Annotated in this window: 12 protein-coding genes and 1 tRNA gene; 10 read left to right on the top strand and 3 right to left on the bottom strand. The window is 65.8% G+C overall.

Annotated features, from left to right (window positions below; all coding sequences use genetic code 11):
* Positions 1-15: 15 nt before the first annotated feature.
* Positions 16-102, bottom strand: a tRNA-Leu gene (locus AC3WN8_RS02805).
* A 113-nt stretch (positions 103-215) separates the two neighbouring features.
* Between AC3WN8_RS02805 and AC3WN8_RS02800 the strand changes: the two genes are divergently transcribed.
* The 7 genes from AC3WN8_RS02800 (at position 216) to AC3WN8_RS02770 (ending at position 10,829) form a co-directional block, all read left to right on the top strand.
* The gene (locus tag AC3WN8_RS02800; RefSeq protein WP_492667860.1) at positions 216-1,148 is read left to right on the top strand and encodes a complex I NDUFA9 subunit family protein; all 933 of its coding nucleotides are present in this window, start codon (positions 216-218) and stop codon (positions 1,146-1,148) included.
* A gap of 335 nt (positions 1,149-1,483) precedes the next feature.
* On the top strand, positions 1,484-2,281 hold the full coding sequence (locus AC3WN8_RS02795) for an undecaprenyl-diphosphate phosphatase (protein WP_492667859.1): 798 nt from the start codon (positions 1,484-1,486) through the stop codon (positions 2,279-2,281).
* 161 nt (positions 2,282-2,442) lie between these two features.
* The gene (locus AC3WN8_RS02790; RefSeq protein ID WP_492667858.1) at positions 2,443-3,894 is read left to right on the top strand and encodes an NAD(P)-dependent oxidoreductase; all 1,452 of its coding nucleotides are present in this window, start codon (positions 2,443-2,445) and stop codon (positions 3,892-3,894) included.
* 200 nt (positions 3,895-4,094) lie between these two features.
* On the top strand, positions 4,095-4,832 hold the full coding sequence (locus tag AC3WN8_RS02785) for a DUF2059 domain-containing protein (RefSeq protein ID WP_492667857.1): 738 nt from the start codon (positions 4,095-4,097) through the stop codon (positions 4,830-4,832).
* A gap of 4 nt (positions 4,833-4,836) precedes the next feature.
* Positions 4,837-9,372 (top strand): glutamate synthase large subunit, encoded by a 4,536-nt coding sequence (gltB, locus tag AC3WN8_RS02780; protein WP_492668016.1) that lies wholly within the window; start codon positions 4,837-4,839, stop codon positions 9,370-9,372.
* 243 nt (positions 9,373-9,615) lie between these two features.
* Complete coding sequence (locus tag AC3WN8_RS02775) at positions 9,616-10,083, top strand: hypothetical protein (protein ID WP_492667856.1); 468 nt, start codon at positions 9,616-9,618, stop codon at positions 10,081-10,083.
* Between the two features lie 74 nt (positions 10,084-10,157).
* Positions 10,158-10,829 (top strand): glutathione S-transferase family protein, encoded by a 672-nt coding sequence (locus tag AC3WN8_RS02770; RefSeq protein ID WP_492667855.1) that lies wholly within the window; start codon positions 10,158-10,160, stop codon positions 10,827-10,829.
* Positions 10,830-10,995: 166 nt separating this feature from the next.
* Here the strand turns inward: AC3WN8_RS02770 and ubiG are convergent, their stop codons facing one another.
* Entirely contained in the window at positions 10,996-11,718 is a 723-nt protein-coding gene (ubiG, locus tag AC3WN8_RS02765; RefSeq protein ID WP_492667854.1) for a bifunctional 2-polyprenyl-6-hydroxyphenol methylase/3-demethylubiquinol 3-O-methyltransferase UbiG, read from the bottom strand.
* A 105-nt stretch (positions 11,719-11,823) separates the two neighbouring features.
* On the opposite strand from ubiG, the gene AC3WN8_RS02760 reads away from it, so the two are divergent.
* Positions 11,824-13,086 (top strand): aspartate kinase, encoded by a 1,263-nt coding sequence (locus AC3WN8_RS02760; protein WP_492667853.1) that lies wholly within the window; start codon positions 11,824-11,826, stop codon positions 13,084-13,086.
* A gap of 3 nt (positions 13,087-13,089) precedes the next feature.
* Here the strand turns inward: AC3WN8_RS02760 and AC3WN8_RS02755 are convergent, their stop codons facing one another.
* Complete coding sequence (locus AC3WN8_RS02755; protein ID WP_492667852.1) at positions 13,090-13,299, bottom strand: hypothetical protein; 210 nt, start codon at positions 13,297-13,299, stop codon at positions 13,090-13,092.
* A 91-nt stretch (positions 13,300-13,390) separates the two neighbouring features.
* On the opposite strand from AC3WN8_RS02755, the gene AC3WN8_RS02750 reads away from it, so the two are divergent.
* Entirely contained in the window at positions 13,391-14,410 is a 1,020-nt protein-coding gene (locus AC3WN8_RS02750; protein WP_492667851.1) for an NAD(P)H-dependent flavin oxidoreductase, read from the top strand.
* Positions 14,411-14,498: 88 nt separating this feature from the next.
* Positions 14,499-15,566 (top strand): SPOR domain-containing protein, encoded by a 1,068-nt coding sequence (locus tag AC3WN8_RS02745; RefSeq protein ID WP_492667850.1) that lies wholly within the window; start codon positions 14,499-14,501, stop codon positions 15,564-15,566.
* Positions 15,567-15,609: the final 43 nt, after the last annotated feature.

Raw genomic sequence — 15,609 nt, 5'->3', positions numbered from 1 at the left:
AGCGAGCAGGAAAAATGGTGCCCAGAAGAGGACTCGAACCTCCACGCCCTTGCGAGCGCCAGCACCTGAAGCTGGTGCGTCTACCAATTCCGCCATCTGGGCACGGGGTAGGCTGGCGCCGATAGGGGAGAGCGTGCGTGCTTGTCAACGGCGCTTGTCATCATCATCGCAGCTTGGCATGGCGCGGGCACGTTTTTTTGATCGGGAATGGTGCGATGGACCGGCTGGTGGTGATGTTCGGCGGAAGCGGCTTTATCGGCCGCTATGTGGCGCAGCGGCTGCTCGCGGCGGGCGCGCGCGTCCGTTTTGCGGAGCGCGATCCGCGCCGCGCCTTTTATCTGAAGCCCCAGGGCAATCTGGGCCAGGTGCAATTCGTCACCGCCGACGTGACCAGGGCGGAGAGCGTGGCGCGCGCGGTGACGGGCGCGCATGCCGTCATCAATCTCGCCGGCGCGTTCGATCATATGTTCGAAGTGCATAAGGACGGCGCGGCCAATGTCGCAAAGGCGTGCGCGGCCGCCGGCGTCGAATCGCTCGTCCATATCTCCGCGATCGGCGCCGATGCCGATGGGCGCTCCGCTTATGCGCGCAGCAAGGGCGAGGGCGAGGCGGCGGTGCGCGCGGCTTTCCCCGCGGCGACGATCCTGCGCCCGTCCCTGGTGTTCGGGCGCGAGGACAAGTTCGTGAACCGCTTTGCCGGCATGATGCGCGCCCTGCCCGTGCTGCCGGTGATTCGCGGCGCCGTGAAGCTTCAGCCCGTCAATGTCGCGGACGTCGCGAGTGCCGCGGCACAGGCCTTGCTCGATCCCGCCGACCATGCCGGCAAGACCTATGAGCTAGCCGGCCCGCAGGTGCTGACCATGGCCGCGCTCCAGCAATGGATCGCCGATGAGACGGGCCGCAGCCCGATGATCGTCGATGTGCCCGATGTCGCGGGCGCGGCGATCGCGCGGCTCGGCTTCCTGCCCGGCGCGCCGATCACCTGGGATCAATGGCTGATGCTGGCGAACGACAATGTCGCCGCGGCCGATGCGCCCGGCCTGTCCGCCTTCGGCATCGTCCCCAGTCCGCTGGCCGCCGCCGCGCCTGGCTGGCTGGTCCAATATCGCCGCCACGGGCGATTCGGCGGGGTAAAGGGCGCGGCCTGAGCCATGCCCGCAGGGGCATCTGCACGCGGCCTGCACCGAATCCGCACTCGACCGCGCCGTTTGCGGCACGATAGATCGTATTGCCAGTTCACTCCCGGCCGGTTTCCGGCATCGGGGGCGTGCGGGCGCGCTCGTTCGTGTCTGGAGTTTGGTCCATCTGCCTTGAAACGGCGTCATTGCGAGCGAAGCGCGGCAATCCAGTGGCGCGGTGGCATTGGATTGCCGCGGGGCTTTGCCCCTCGCAATGACGATTCAACTTTGCCGGAATCAGCGCTAAGCCCACGTCACCGGCCCTGTCCTGACCGCCCCCTTCGCGTCTCCCACAAGGATACAGCATGATCAGCCTGCTCTTCACCGTCATCCTGCTCGGCATCGTCGAGGGCCTGACCGAATTCATCCCCGTCTCCTCGACCGGCCATCTCATCCTGGCCGGCGAAATGCTCGGTTCCCCGGTCTCCTCCTCCTTCGATATCGTGATCCAATTGGGCGCGATCCTGGCGGTGATTGTGCTCTATTGGCGGCGCTTCTGGGACGTGTTCGTCGGGCTCGGCCGGCGCGATCCCGCCGCCATCGCCTTCACGCGCAACATCGCGCTCGGCTTCCTGCCCTCCGCCGTGGTCGGCCTGCTTGTCTACAAGATGGTCAAGGCGATGCTCGAAAGCCCGGAACTGGTCGCGGTCGCGCTGATCGTCGGCGGCATCGCGATCCTGGTGATCGAACGTTTGGTCAAGGAACCGCGCACGACCAGCGTCGAGACGATGGGGTGGAAAACCGCGCTGGGCATCGGCGTGGTCCAGTGCCTGTCGATGATCCCGGGGGTCAGCCGCTCGGGCGCGACGATCATGGGCGCGCTGGGCCTGGGGGTGGAGCGCAAGGCCGCCGCCGAATTCAGCTTCTTCCTCGCGGTGCCGACGATGCTCGCCGCGACATCCTATGATCTCTACAAATCGGGCGGTGCGCTCGGTTCGGACGACTGGGTCTCGATCGGCGTCGGTTTCGCGGTGTCGTTCGTCGTCGCGCTGGTCGTCATCCGCTGGTTCATCGGCATCGTCAGCCGCCACGGTTTCGCGCCCTTTGCCTGGTATCGCATCATCGCGGGCAGCGCGGCCCTGATCTGGCTGCTGATGAGATAGGTCCGAAACGGCCTATAATTTTGTTGCTCGGACGGCGCGAGCGACCAAAAGAGCCAAGGGTACGCTGAAATAGGACATATATCCTGTCCTAAAATGCGGAATCCGCGTGACTCCGCCGATTTTGACGCTATGGCGACTCCGGCAAGACCGGGGACGTTTTCATGGCCGACAATCCAATGCTGAAATTCGTGGGACGCGGGCAGGCCTATCCGCCCAAGCGTGACGCGGCCGAGCGTGCCGCCGATTTTCAGGAGATCGCGCGCAAATATGAAGTGGTGAAGGCCGAGGAGCAGTCGGCGCGCTGCTCGCAATGCGGCGTGCCCTATTGCTCGGTCCATTGTCCGCTGCACAATCATATCCCCGACTGGCTGCGCCTGACGGCGGAGGGGCGGCTGCGCGAGGCGTTCGAACTCAGCAACGCCACATCGACCATGCCCGAGATTTGCGGCCGCATCTGTCCGCAGGACCGGCTGTGCGAGGGCAATTGCGTCATCGAATTCTCCGGCCACGGTGCGGTCACGATCGGCTCGGTCGAAAAATTCATCACCGACACCGCCTGGGAAGAAGGCTGGGTGGAGCCGCTGGTGGCGGGCGCGGATCGCGGCCAGTCGGTCGGCATCATCGGCGCCGGGCCGGCGGGGCTGACCACGGCGGAGCTGCTGCGCCGCCAGGGTTACGAAGTCCATGTCTATGACCGGCACGATCGCGCCGGCGGGCTGCTGACCTATGGCATTCCCGGCTTCAAGCTGGAAAAGCCCGTGGTGATGCGCCGCGTCGACCGGCTCGCTGCGGGCGGCATCGTCTTCCATCAGGGATTCGAGGTCGGGCGTGAGGCGACCCTGGGCGAACTGCGTGAGCGTCACGACGCGCTGCTCGTCGCGACCGGCGTGTACAAGGCACGCGCGATCAAGGCGCCGGGCGTCGGCGCGCCGGGCGTGATCGAATCGCTCGACTATCTGATCGCGTCGAATCGCAAGAGCTTCGGTGACAGCGTGCCGGACTTCGAAAGCGGCGCATTGAACGCGGCGGGCAAGACTGTCGTCGTCATCGGCGGCGGCGATACCGCGATGGACTGCGTTCGCACCGCGATCCGCCAGGGCGCGAAATCGGTCAAATGCCTGTATCGCCGCGATCGCGCCAATATGCCGGGTTCGCAGAACGAAGTGCGCAATGCGGAGGAGGAAGGCGTCGAGTTCGTCTGGCTCTCCGCCCCCGAGGCGTTCGACGGGACGGAGGCGGTGTCGGGCGTGCGCGCGACGAAGATGCGGCTGGGCGCGCCCGACGCATCGGGCCGCCGCGCGCCGGAACCGGATCCGGGCAGCGAGTTCCGGCTCGACGCCGATATGGTCGTCAAGGCCCTGGGCTTCGATGCGGAGGATCTGCCCCGGCTGTTCGGCGCGGAGGAATTGTCGGTCACCCGCTGGGGCACGCTGCGCGTCGATCACAAGACGATGCAGACATCCCTGGACGGCGTGTTCGCGGCGGGCGACATCGTCCGCGGTGCCAGCCTGGTCGTCTGGGCGATCCGCGACGGCCGCGACGTCGCCGATCATATCCACGCCTATCTGAAGGCCAAGGCGAAGGCGCCGGTGCGCGCGAAGGTGGCGGCATGATGCGCGCGGCGATGGTGACGCCTCATACCCTCTCCTCTTCAGGGGAGAGGGTGATCGAGCGTAGCGAGATCGGGAGAGGGGGTGTCGGGAGAGGCTTCGGTATTGGTGTTTATCCTGACTCGACGGTCCCCACTCCCCAGCCCTCTCCCCTGAAGAGGAGAGGGAGCATTCTGCGCTTCGCGCAGATGTTCGGCGCGGCGATGCTCGCGCTGACGCCGCTTGCTGCCCACGCTCAGGATAAGGCCCCCGCCGCGGCGCCGATCGCCCCCGCTCAGCTCGACGCCGCCACGCTGGTGGTCGCCAAGGTTTTCCCCGTCGGCACGTACAAGCGCATGATGGGTGAGACCATGGACAAGATCATGGGCAGCATGATGGACGGCATGATGGACATGCCCATCGCCGACATCGCCCGGCTGGGCGGGCTGGAGACCGAGAAGGTCGCGGAGATGGACAAGACCTCGATCGCCGAGATCATGGCGATCTACGATCCCCATTTCCGCGAACGCACCCAGATCGGCATGCGCGCGGTGATGGATTCGATGGCGGGGATGATGAACGATATGGAGCCGCGCTTCCGCGCCGGCCTGGCGCGCGCCTATGCGCGCAAGTTCAGCGCGGCGCAGCTCGCCGATCTCTCTCGCTTCTTCGATACGCCGACGGGCAGTGTCTACGCCGCCGAATCGATGCTGCTCTACATGGATCCCGAAGTCATGGGCGAGATGCAGACCATGATGCCGGAGATCATGAAGCGGATGCCCGACATGATGAAGGCGATGAAGGATGCCACCGCGCATCTGCCGCCGGCGCGCAAGAGCTCGGACCTGAGCAAGGCCGAGCGCGAGAAGCTCGCCCGCCTGATGGGCGTGAAGGAACAGGATCTGCGCGACCCCGCGGACACCAAGGACGAAGAAGGCGATGGCCATGACCGGACACACTGATCTGATGGCAAGCGAAGCGGAGCGCGCGCGCATCGCCGAATTCGGCATGTACCGCCCCGAATTCGAAAGCGACGCCTGTGGCGTCGGCCTGGTCGCGGCGACCGACGGCCGCCCCTCGCGCCGCGTCGTCGCCTCGGCGGTCGATGCGCTGAAGGCGGTATGGCACCGCGGCGCCGTCGATGCCGATGGCAAGACCGGCGACGGCGCCGGCATCCATGTCGACCTGCCCGTCCGCTTCTTCGACGATGCGATCGCCGATTCGGGCCACCGGCCGATGCCGAACCGGCTGGCGGTCGGCATGATCTTCCTGCCGCGCACCGATCTGGGCGCGCAGGAAACGTGCCGCACCATCGTAGAATCGGAAGTGATCAGCGCTGGCTACACCATCTATGGCTGGCGCCAGGTGCCCGTCGACGTGTCGGTGATCGGCCGCAAAGCACAGGAAACGCGGCCCGAGATCGAGCAGATCATGATCGCCGGTCCGGTTCCCGATGCACAGGACGCCGCCGAGTTCGAAAAGGAACTCTATCTCGTCCGCCGGCGCATCGAGAAGAAGGTGATCGAGGCGCAGATCTCGGGCTTCTACATCTGTTCGCTGTCGTGCCGGTCGATCATCTACAAGGGGCTGTTCCTCGCGGAGAGCCTGTCGGTCTTCTACCCCGATCTCACCGACGAACGCTTCGAAAGCCGCGTCGCGATCTTCCACCAGCGTTATTCGACCAACACCTTCCCGCAATGGTGGCTGGCCCAGCCGTTCCGCAACCTCGCCCATAATGGCGAGATCAACACGATCCGCGGCAACAAGAACTGGATGAAGAGCCACGAGATCAAGATGGCCAGCCTCGCATTCGGCGAGCAGTCCGAGGATATCAAGCCGGTGATCCCGGCGGGCGCGTCCGACACGGCGGCGCTCGATGCGGTGTTCGAGGCGATCTGCCGCTCGGGTCGCGACGCGCCGACGGCGAAGCTGATGCTGGTGCCGGAGGCGTGGCAGGCCGAGGACGACATGCCCGACAACCACCGGGCGATGTACCAGTATCTCGCCTCGGTGATGGAGCCGTGGGACGGGCCCGCCGCGCTGGCGATGACCGATGGCCGCTGGGCGGTCGCGGGCATGGATCGCAACGCGCTGCGTCCGCTGCGCTACACCCGCACCGTCGATAATCTGCTGATCGTCGGATCCGAAACCGGCATGGTCGTTGTCCCCGAAAGCGCGATCATCGAAAAGGGGCGGCTCGGCCCCGGCCAGATGATCGCGGTCGATCTCGACAGCGGCACGCTCTACGCCGATCGCGCGATCAAGGATCGTATCGCCGGCGAGCGGCCCTATGCCGAAATGGTCGGCCGCTTCCTGACGCTCGACGACCTGCCCGGCCTGCCCGAAGGCGCCGCGCCCGACTGGGCGACGCCGCGCTACGAACGCGCCGAACTGACCCGGCGGCAAGTGGCGGCGGGCCAGACGCTCGAGGATATGGAACTGATCCTGTCGCCGATGGTGGAGGATGCCAAGGAAGCCGTGGGCTCGATGGGCGACGATACGCCGCTCGCGGTGATTTCGGACAAGCCGCGGATCATCAGCCAGTTCTTCCGCCAGAATTTCAGCCAGGTCACCAACCCGCCGATCGATTCGCTGCGCGAGACCCAGGTGATGAGCCTGAAGACGCGCTTCGGAAACCTCGCCAACATCCTCGACACCGGGGTGCGGCAGGATGGCGTGCTCGTGCTCGATTCGCCCGTGCTCACCTGTGCCGGCTGGGAAAGGCTGAAGACGCATTTCGCCAGCCAGGCGGCGGAGATCGACTGCACGTTCCCCGCAGGCGGCGGCGCCGACGATATGCGCGCCGCGATCCAGCGCATCCGCGCCGAGGCCGAACAGGCGGTGCGCGAAGGGCGCAGCGAGCTGTTCCTGACCGATGAGCGCATCGCCGCCGATCGCGTCGGCATCGCCGGCGTGCTCGCCGCGGCCGCGGTCCACACGCATCTCGTCCGCCGTGGCCTGCGTTCCTATGCGTCGATCAACATCCGCACCGCCGAATGCCTCGACACCCATTATTATGCGGTGCTGATCGGCGTCGGCGCGACGACGGTGAACGCCTATCTGGCCGAAGCCGCGATCGCCGACCGCCATGCCCGCGGCCTGTTCGCGGGCTTCTCGCTCGACGAGTGCCTGAAGCGCCACAAGAAAGCGGTCGATGACGGCCTGCTCAAGATCATGTCGAAAATGGGGATCGCGGTGATCTCCAGCTATCGCGGCGGCTATAATTTCGAAGCGGTCGGCCTGTCGCGCGCCTTGGTCAACGATTTCTTCCCCGGCATGCCCGCCAAGATCTCGGGCGAGGGCTATTCGTCGCTGCACCTCAACGCCGTGCTGCGCCACGATGCCGCGTTCGATCCGGCGGTGATCACATTGCCGATCGGCGGCTTCTATCACCAGCGCCATGGCGGGGAGACGCATGCCTATTCGGCGCAGCTCATGCACCTGCTGCAGACCGCGGTCGCGACCGACAGCTATTCGACCTATCTGCAATTCGCGCGCGGCGTGCGCGATTTACCGCCCGTCTATCTGCGCGACCTGATCGAGTTCAACTATGCGCGCGAAGCGATCGCGATCGACGAGGTCGAGGCGATCACCGAGATCCGCAAGCGTTTCGTGACGCCCGGCATGTCGCTCGGCGCGCTGTCGCCCGAAGCGCATGAGACGCTGGCGATCGCGATGAACCGGATCGGCGCCAAGGCGGTCTCGGGCGAGGGCGGCGAGGACAGCGCCCGCTACACGCCGTACGAAAATGGCGACAATGCCAATTCGGTGATCAAGCAGATCGCCTCGGGCCGTTTCGGCGTCACCGCCGAATATCTCGGCGCCTGCGAGGAGATCGAGATCAAGGTGGCGCAGGGCGCCAAGCCCGGCGAGGGCGGCCAGCTGCCCGGCTTCAAGGTGACCGAGTTCATCGCCAAGCTCCGCCATTCGACGCCGGGCGTGACCCTGATCTCGCCGCCGCCGCATCACGACATCTATTCGATCGAGGATCTGGCGCAGCTCATCTACGACCTGAAGCAGATCAATCCGCGCGCGCGCGTCTGCGTGAAGCTCGTCTCCTCGGCGGGCATCGGCACCGTTGCGGCGGGCGTGGCCAAGGCGCATGCCGACGTCATCCTGGTCGCCGGCCATGTCGGCGGCACCGGCGCCAGCCCGCAGACTTCGGTCAAATATGCGGGCACGCCCTGGGAAATGGGGCTGTCCGAGGTCAATCAGGTGCTGACGCTCAATGGGCTTCGCCACCGCGTGAAGCTGCGCACCGATGGCGGCCTCAAGACCGGGCGCGACATCGTCATCGCCGCGATCCTGGGCGCCGAGGAATTCGGCATCGGCACGCTCTCGCTGGTGGCGATGGGCTGCATCATGGTCCGCCAGTGCCACAGCAACACCTGCCCGGTCGGCGTCTGCACCCAGGACGAGAAACTGCGCGCCAAATTCGTCGGCACGCCGGAAAAAGTCATCAACCTGATGACCTTCATCGCCGAGGAAGTGCGCGAGATCCTGGCGCGGCTGGGCGTGCGCAGCCTCGACGAGATCGTCGGCCGTACCGAGCTGCTCCGCCAGGTCAGCCGCGGCGCCGAGCATCTCGACGACCTGGATCTCAACCCGATCCTGGCAAAGGTCGACGCCGACGACGACAAGCGCCGCTTCAACATCGAGGGTTTCCGCAACGAGGTTCCCGACAGTCTCGACGCGCAGATGATCGCCGATGCCAAGGCGGTGTTCGAGCGCCGCGAGAAGATGCAGCTGACCTATACGGTGCGCAACACGCACCGCGCGGTCGGCACGCGCTTCTCGTCGGAGATCGTCCGCCGCTACGGCATGTCGACGCTTGCCGACGGCCATGTCCAGGTCCGCCTGCGCGGCTCGGCGGGCCAGTCGCTCGGCGCCTTCCTGTGCAAGGGCATCACGCTGGAGGTGTTCGGCGACGCCAACGACTATGTGGGCAAGGGGCTTTCGGGCGGCATCATCACGGTGCGGCCGATGGTCAGCTCGCCGCTCGACAGCCATGCCAACACGATCATCGGCAACACCGTGCTCTACGGCGCGACCTCGGGCAAATTGTTCGCGGCGGGCCAGGCGGGCGAGCGTTTCGCGGTGCGCAATTCGGGCGCGACCGTCGTCGTCGAGGGCTGCGGCGCCAATGGCTGCGAATATATGACCGGCGGCACCGCGGTGATCCTGGGCGCGGTCGGCAAGAATTTCGGTGCGGGCATGACCGGCGGCATGGCCTTCGTCTATGACGAGCGCGGTGATTTCGAACGCTCGGCCAATCCCGAAAGCATCATCTGGCAGCGCCTCGCCTCGCCCTATTGGGAAGCCAAGCTCAAATCGCTGATCGCCGAACATTCGGTGGCGACCGACAGCCGCTGGTCGAACGCGCTGCTCGACGACTGGGATCGCACCCGCGGTTCCTTCTGGCAGGTCTGCCCGCGCGAGATGGTCAACCGGCTGGAGCATCCGCTGGGCGAAGCGGATGAGGAGATGGTGGCGGCGGAGTAGGGGGCAACCCAACAACCGCTTGTCCCGAGCGAAGTCGAGGGACGTTGGGGCATCGCGCGGCGTGTCTCGACTTCTCCGCATAGCGGAGAAGTTCATCCTGAGCGCCTGCCTTGCAGGCAGTCGAAGGGCTCGACACGAACGGGGATAGAGCTACGGTCACCACGCCGTTCACGCGAGGCTCAGATTCCTGTATCTAGAGTCGCAGGCTGCCCATTACGGCCACCGCTGTAACGGAGATTCGTCATGCGTTTCCTGTTCGTGTCCATTGTCGCCCTTTCCGCCGCCACGCCCGCACTGGCGCAACGGCCCGCGCCTGCCCAGGTCGCGGGCATGCTCGAAAGTCCGGTCGTGCAGGAAGTCGTGGCGGACAGGGTGTCCGACGCGGTGGCGGCATTGCTCGACACGCGCGTCGGCGCGGTCGAACGCGCGGTCAATCCTTTCTCCGATGCGCGGCGCAGCGACACGCTGCGCGATCGCGTGATGCGCGACGATCCCAATTTCGAGGCGCGGATCCATCGCGATACCCGCCACGCGACGCGTGCCGCGGGCGTCATGGCCAGCGAGTTCAGCGCGATGCTGCCCGAACTGCGCGCACGGCTGGCGAACATCAGGCACAGGCTGCGGAGCCCCGACGATCGCGGACCCGAGGCCTATGACGAAGCCCCGCCGCCGTCCCGTCACGACGATTATGATGACGATTGGGACAATTGACGCGATCGCGGTTTCAACTATTTGACCAGAGCCTGCTTCCACCTCAACAGATCAGGCTCTAAGGTCGCGCCCGCATGTGGCAGCTCTTCCAGTTCCCCCTTTGTCCGTTCTCACGCAAGGTTCGTCTTCTCCTCGGGGAGAAGGGGATCGGCTATGAACTCGTCCGCGAGAATCCGTGGGAGCGGCGCGACGAATTTTTCGATCTGAATCCGGCCGGGCAGACCCCGGTCGTGGTTGAGACCGAAAAGGCGCTCGTCCTGATGGATTCGGGCGCGATCTGCGAATATTTCGAGGAAACCGTCGAAAAGGCGCCGATGATCAACGGCACCGCGCCCAACCGCGCCGAGATCCGCCGCCTCGTCGCCTGGTGCGATCAGCAATTCTATGGCGATGTCACCGCGCCTTTGATGTTCGAGCGCATGACCAAGCGCCTCGTCCATCGCTCGACGCCCGATGCACGCATCCTGCGCGAAGCGATGAAGAACGCGCATCGCCATCTCGACTATCTCGATTATCTGCTCGATCACCGCACCTGGCTGGCGGGTGCGACGCTGAGCCTCGCGGACCTCTCCGCGGCCGCCCATCTCTCTGTCGCCGACTATCTCGGCGGCATCGATTTCAAGGGGCATGAACAGGCGCGCCGCTGGTATGCCGGCCTCAAGTCACGCCCTGGTTTCCGGCCCTTGCTGTCGGAACGCATGGAAGGAATCCAGCCCCCGGCGCATTACGACAAACCGGATTTCTGAGCAGACCCGATCGCAAAACAAGCCGTCGCTCCAGCGAAAGCTGGAGCCTATGCAATACTTCCAACTCCGCAGCGGCTGACAGATCGCATGGGCTCCAGCTTTCGCTGGAGCGACAGCGCGGCATAAAGGCAGTTGAGTTTTCTATCGGGACGCGAGCCGATGGCCTCTACCGCGCCACCGCCGTCAGCAGATAGTCCAGCGACACATTCTCCGAAAGAATGAACCCCCGCCCGGGCGAGACGCTCAGCCCGCGCAGGTCGGAGACGATCAGCCCCGCATCCTCGAGCAACGCGGTCAGCTCCCCGGGCGTGAGGAACTTGTTCCAGTCATGCGTGCCCTTGGGGATCTGCCCGATCCCTTCCGCCACCGTCACCATCGCCAGCCGCGACAGCGTGGTGCGATTGGGGGTCGAGAGAATCATCAGTCCCCCTGGCGCGAGCGCCGCGGCCAGGCCCGCGACGAATGCGGCCGGATCGGTGACATGCTCGATCACTTCCAGCGACGTCACCAGATCGAACCGCGCACCGCCCAGCGTCTCCAGCTCGCCGGCGCGATAGTCGATAATGAGCCCCTGACCCTCGGCATGAAGCCGCGCCGCGGCGACATTCTCCGGGGCTGCGTCGACCCCGGTCACCTGCGCGCCGAGCCGGGCGAGCGGTTCGCACAGCAGTCCCGCGCCGCAGCCCACATCGAGCGCGCTCCGACCAGCCAGCGGCTTCAGCACGGCTTCGTCGACATGCCAGTGGCGGTCGATCGCCTCGCGGATATAGCCCAGTCGCACCGGATTGAGCCGATGCAGCATCGCCGAGCTGCCCTTGGGATCCCACCAATCCTTTGCCAGCGCGCCGAAATGCGCGGCTTCCTGCGGGTCTATCGTCGTCGTGCCCATGCTTTTACCAATGCTTGCGCGAGTGCTTGCGTTCGTCATTCCCCATCATTATCAGGGCCGCGCCTTCGATCCAGAGGGCATTTCTCTCAACATCGGGAACGCGCAATGGCCCGCATCGTGATGAAGTTCGGCGGTACCTCCATGGCGGGGATCGAACGAATTCGCGTGGTCGCCGCGCGCGTGAAGCATGAAGTCGAGCTGGGCAACGAAGTCGCGGTCGTCGTTTCGGCGATGGCGGGCGATACCGACCGGCTCGTCGGCTTCTGTCGTGAGGCCTCGTCGCTCTACGATCCGAAGGAATATGACGTCGTCGTCGCCTCGGGCGAGCAGGTGACGTCGGGCCTGCTCGCGATCGTGCTCCAGAATATGGGCGTGAAGGCGCGCAGCTGGCTTGGCTGGCAATTGCCCATCCACACCGATTCGGCGCACGCATCGGCGCGGATCGAAACGATCGACACCGAAGCGCTGATCGCCGGCATGGCAGCGGGCGAGGTCGCGGTGATCCCCGGATTCCAGGGCATGGGCTCGGACGGCCGCGTGACCACGCTCGGCCGCGGCGGATCGGATACCTCCGCCGTCGCCGTCGCCGCGGCGGTCAAGGCCGATCGCTGCGACATCTATACCGATGTCGATGGCGTCTATACCACCGACCCCCGCATCGTCCCACGCGCGCGCAAGCTCGCGAAGGTGACCTATGAGGAAATGCTGGAGCTGGCGAGCGTGGGCGCCAAGGTGCTCCAGACCCGCTCGGTCGGGCTGGCGATGAAGGAACAGGTGCGCGTCCAGGTGCTCTCCTCCTTCGAGCCGCCGACGGACAATGTCACACCCGGCACGTTGATCGTCGGCGAGGACGAGATCGAGGAAAGCGAAATGGAACGGCAACGCATCACCGGCATCGCGCTGGACAAGAACGAAGCGAAGATCACGCTGACCGAAGTGCCCGATCGGCCGGGCGCGGTGGCGTCGATCTTTGCGCCGCTGGCGGACGCCAATATCAATGTCGACGTGATCGTGCAGAATATCGCGCACGAGACGGGCTCGACCGACGTCACCTTCACCGTGCCCGGCGCGGAACTGGCGCGCGCGATCGACGCGCTGACCAAGGCGCACGACACGATCGGCTATGTCGAGATGAAGCACGACACCAAGATCTGCAAAGTCTCGGTGGTCGGCGTCGGCATGCGCAGCCATGCCGGTGTCGCCTCGACGATGTTCCAGGCGCTGGCCGGTCGCGGCATCAATATCCAGGCGATCGCGACGTCGGAGATCAAGGTCTCGGTGCTGATCGAGGAAGATTATGCGGAGCTCGCGGTGCGCGTGCTGCACACCGCTTATGGACTCGACGCGCCTGAGGTGATGGAGGCCTAACGGTCAGCGGCTGCGATGCAGCCTGCTGACATCGAGGCCGAAGATCTGGTTGAGTGTCGGAAGCGAATCGATCAAGTCAAACAATGGCCGTGTATTGACCGTTGGCGGTGGGTCGAAGCCGGGCGTGCAGGTCGTCGGGCGATAGTTCATCACACTCACCACGATGCTGGCGTTGACGAGAAACGAAACCGCGATCGTCAAAATGCCTTGCATGGCGCGCTCCCCGTTCTGCTATCCAGCCTAACATGTCGGCAAGCCCAGCGCATCGGGCATATCTTCCATTAACCTCGATTGGGTGAACTGCATGAGCATCGGTCAAGACAGACTGCAGCGCCGCATGGCGCGGGGCGCCGAATTCCTGGGCTGCGAGGTCGCCATCCTTGGCGGCGCGATGAGTTGGGTTTCCGAGCGCAATCTGGTTTCGGCCATCTCCAATGCCGGTGGTTTCGGCGTGATCGCGTGCGGCGCGATGACGCCCGCTTTGCTCGACGGCGAGATCGCGGCCACGCGCGCGCTTACCGACAAGCCCTTCGGCGTCAACCTGATCACCATGCATCCCGACCTGTTCGAGCTGATCGAGGTCTGCAAGCGCCATGATGTCAGCCATGTCGTGCTGGCCGGCGGATTGCCGCCCGCGGGCAGCCTGGATGCGATCAAGGCCAATGGCGCCAAGCTGATCTGCTTCGCTCCCGCGCTCGCGCTCGCCAAGAAGCTGATCCGCTCGGGCATCGACGCGCTGGTGATCGAGGGCATGGAGGCCGGCGGCCATATCGGCCCGGTCTCGACCAGCGTGCTCGCACAGGAAATGCTGCCTGAGATTGCCGAGCAGCTTCCCGTCTTCGTCGCGGGCGGCATCGGCAAGGGCCAGGCGATCGCCGGCTATCTCGACATGGGCGCCGCCGGCGTCCAGCTCGGCACGCGTTTCGTCTGCGCGACCGAGAGCATCGCGCACCCCAATTTCAAGAAAGCGTTCATCCGCGCTTCGGCGCGCGATGCCGTCGCGAGCGTCCAGATCGATCCGCGCCTGCCGGTCATCCCGGTCCGCGCGCTCAAGAACACGGGCACCGAGGCGTTCACCGTCAAGCAGCGCGAAGTCGCGCAGAAGCTCGACGAGGGCCAGCTCGCAATGGCGGAAGCGCAGCTCGAGATCGAACATTATTGGGCGGGCGCATTGCGCCGCGCGGTGATCGACGGCGATGTCGAGAATGGTTCGCTGATGGCGGGCCAGTCGGTCGGCATGGTCAAGGACGAAGCCCCGGTCGCCGACATCATCGCCACGCTGATGGCCGAAGCCGCCGAGGCACTGAAGGCGCGCGCCGTCTGATCGCGCCTCCGCTCGTCGCATGGTTTAGATGGTATTAACCATTTAAGCCCAAGCATCTCCCCGTTTCCAGGTGAAACGGGAGGACGAGATGCGGACGAGGGACGGACTTTTGGCGGCAGCGGCGCTGACCCTGGTGCTGGCTGGATGCGGCGGGCGCAGCAGAGTCGCCCTGGCACCCACGCCGCCCCAATCGGTCTCGGTCGATATCGTGACGCGCCCGCAGCCGCCAATGGGCGCGGCGCCGGGCCTGACGATCCCGGCGGTAGGCCCCGATGGGCAGCGTATCACGCCCAATCGCGACCTCGGCCCGCGCGAGGCGTTGTGGCATGTGCGCATGGCGCTCAACGTCGCCGCGCTGGCGTGCCGAAACCCCGATACCCAGGCGGCGCTGCAGAATTACAACCGCATGCTCACCACCCATAATGCCCTGCTTGCGGCGACCAACGACGCGATAGATACCGATTATCGCCGTCGTTTCGGCGCGCAGGCGGTCGCGATGCGCGACAGCCATAATACGCGCACCTATAATTTCTTCGCGCTTCCCCCGGTCCAGCCCGCTTTCTGCCGCGCGGCCGTCGGGGTCGGGGCGGAGGCGGTCGCGATGGACGCGACGCAACTCGTCGCCTTCGCGCCGACGGCGCTGGCCCGGCTCGAACGGCCCTTCTTCGCCTTTTTCGACGCCTATGCTGATTATCAGGCCGATGCCGCGCGCTGGCAGAATGGCCAGGGGCAGAAAAGGCAGGCGGCACAGCGTGTCGCTGCCGTCGCGCCGGGCAAGCCGGTCGCCGAACTGCAACGCACCGCGATGCGGACCGAGCCCAGCGCGGCCCCGAAGGCGGCCCCCAGGCTCGCGCTCAGGGCTGAGCCGAAAGCCGAGCCAAGGCCCGTCCAGGCGGCGGACGCCGGCAATTTCGTCGTCCAGCTCGGTGCCGTCGCGTCGAGCGATGCCGCGCGCACCGCATGGCAGCAGATGGTGGCGCGCAATGACGAGCTTGACGGACGCCCGCTGGTCCAGACCAGGGCCGAGGCGAACGGCCGCACGCTGCATCGGATCGCGGCGGGTGGCTTCGGCTCCTCGGCCGAGGCTGCGCGCGTCTGCGAGCGGCTGAAGGCCAGGGGTACGGCCTGCTTCGTGCGGCCGCGCGACACCGCCTGATGGTCTATGCGATCTCGAAGATGCTGGCGCATCCGAGATCGGT

Source organism: Sphingobium sp. FW305-3-2-15-F-TSA7 (genome assembly GCF_058787155.1).
Note: the sequence above shows the minus strand (reverse complement) of the source record. Positions and strands in the feature narration are given on the sequence as shown.

Excerpts from the sequence above, each read along its gene's own strand:
- AC3WN8_RS02800 (WP_492667860.1), top strand. The coding sequence starts at position 216 with ATGGACCGGCTGGTGGTGATGTTCGGCGGAAGCGGCTTTATCGGCCGC.
- AC3WN8_RS02795 (WP_492667859.1), top strand. The coding sequence starts at position 1,484 with ATGATCAGCCTGCTCTTCACCGTCATCCTGCTCGGCATCGTCGAGGGC.
- AC3WN8_RS02790 (WP_492667858.1), top strand. The coding sequence starts at position 2,443 with ATGGCCGACAATCCAATGCTGAAATTCGTGGGACGCGGGCAGGCCTAT.
- AC3WN8_RS02785 (WP_492667857.1), top strand. The coding sequence starts at position 4,095 with ATGCTCGCGCTGACGCCGCTTGCTGCCCACGCTCAGGATAAGGCCCCC.
- gltB (WP_492668016.1), top strand. The coding sequence starts at position 4,837 with ATGGCAAGCGAAGCGGAGCGCGCGCGCATCGCCGAATTCGGCATGTAC.
- AC3WN8_RS02775 (WP_492667856.1), top strand. The coding sequence starts at position 9,616 with ATGCGTTTCCTGTTCGTGTCCATTGTCGCCCTTTCCGCCGCCACGCCC.
- AC3WN8_RS02770 (WP_492667855.1), top strand. The coding sequence starts at position 10,158 with ATGTGGCAGCTCTTCCAGTTCCCCCTTTGTCCGTTCTCACGCAAGGTT.
- ubiG (WP_492667854.1), bottom strand. The coding sequence starts at position 11,718 with ATGGGCACGACGACGATAGACCCGCAGGAAGCCGCGCATTTCGGCGCG.
- AC3WN8_RS02760 (WP_492667853.1), top strand. The coding sequence starts at position 11,824 with ATGGCCCGCATCGTGATGAAGTTCGGCGGTACCTCCATGGCGGGGATC.
- AC3WN8_RS02755 (WP_492667852.1), bottom strand. The coding sequence starts at position 13,299 with ATGCAAGGCATTTTGACGATCGCGGTTTCGTTTCTCGTCAACGCCAGC.
- AC3WN8_RS02750 (WP_492667851.1), top strand. The coding sequence starts at position 13,391 with ATGAGCATCGGTCAAGACAGACTGCAGCGCCGCATGGCGCGGGGCGCC.
- AC3WN8_RS02745 (WP_492667850.1), top strand. The coding sequence starts at position 14,499 with ATGCGGACGAGGGACGGACTTTTGGCGGCAGCGGCGCTGACCCTGGTG.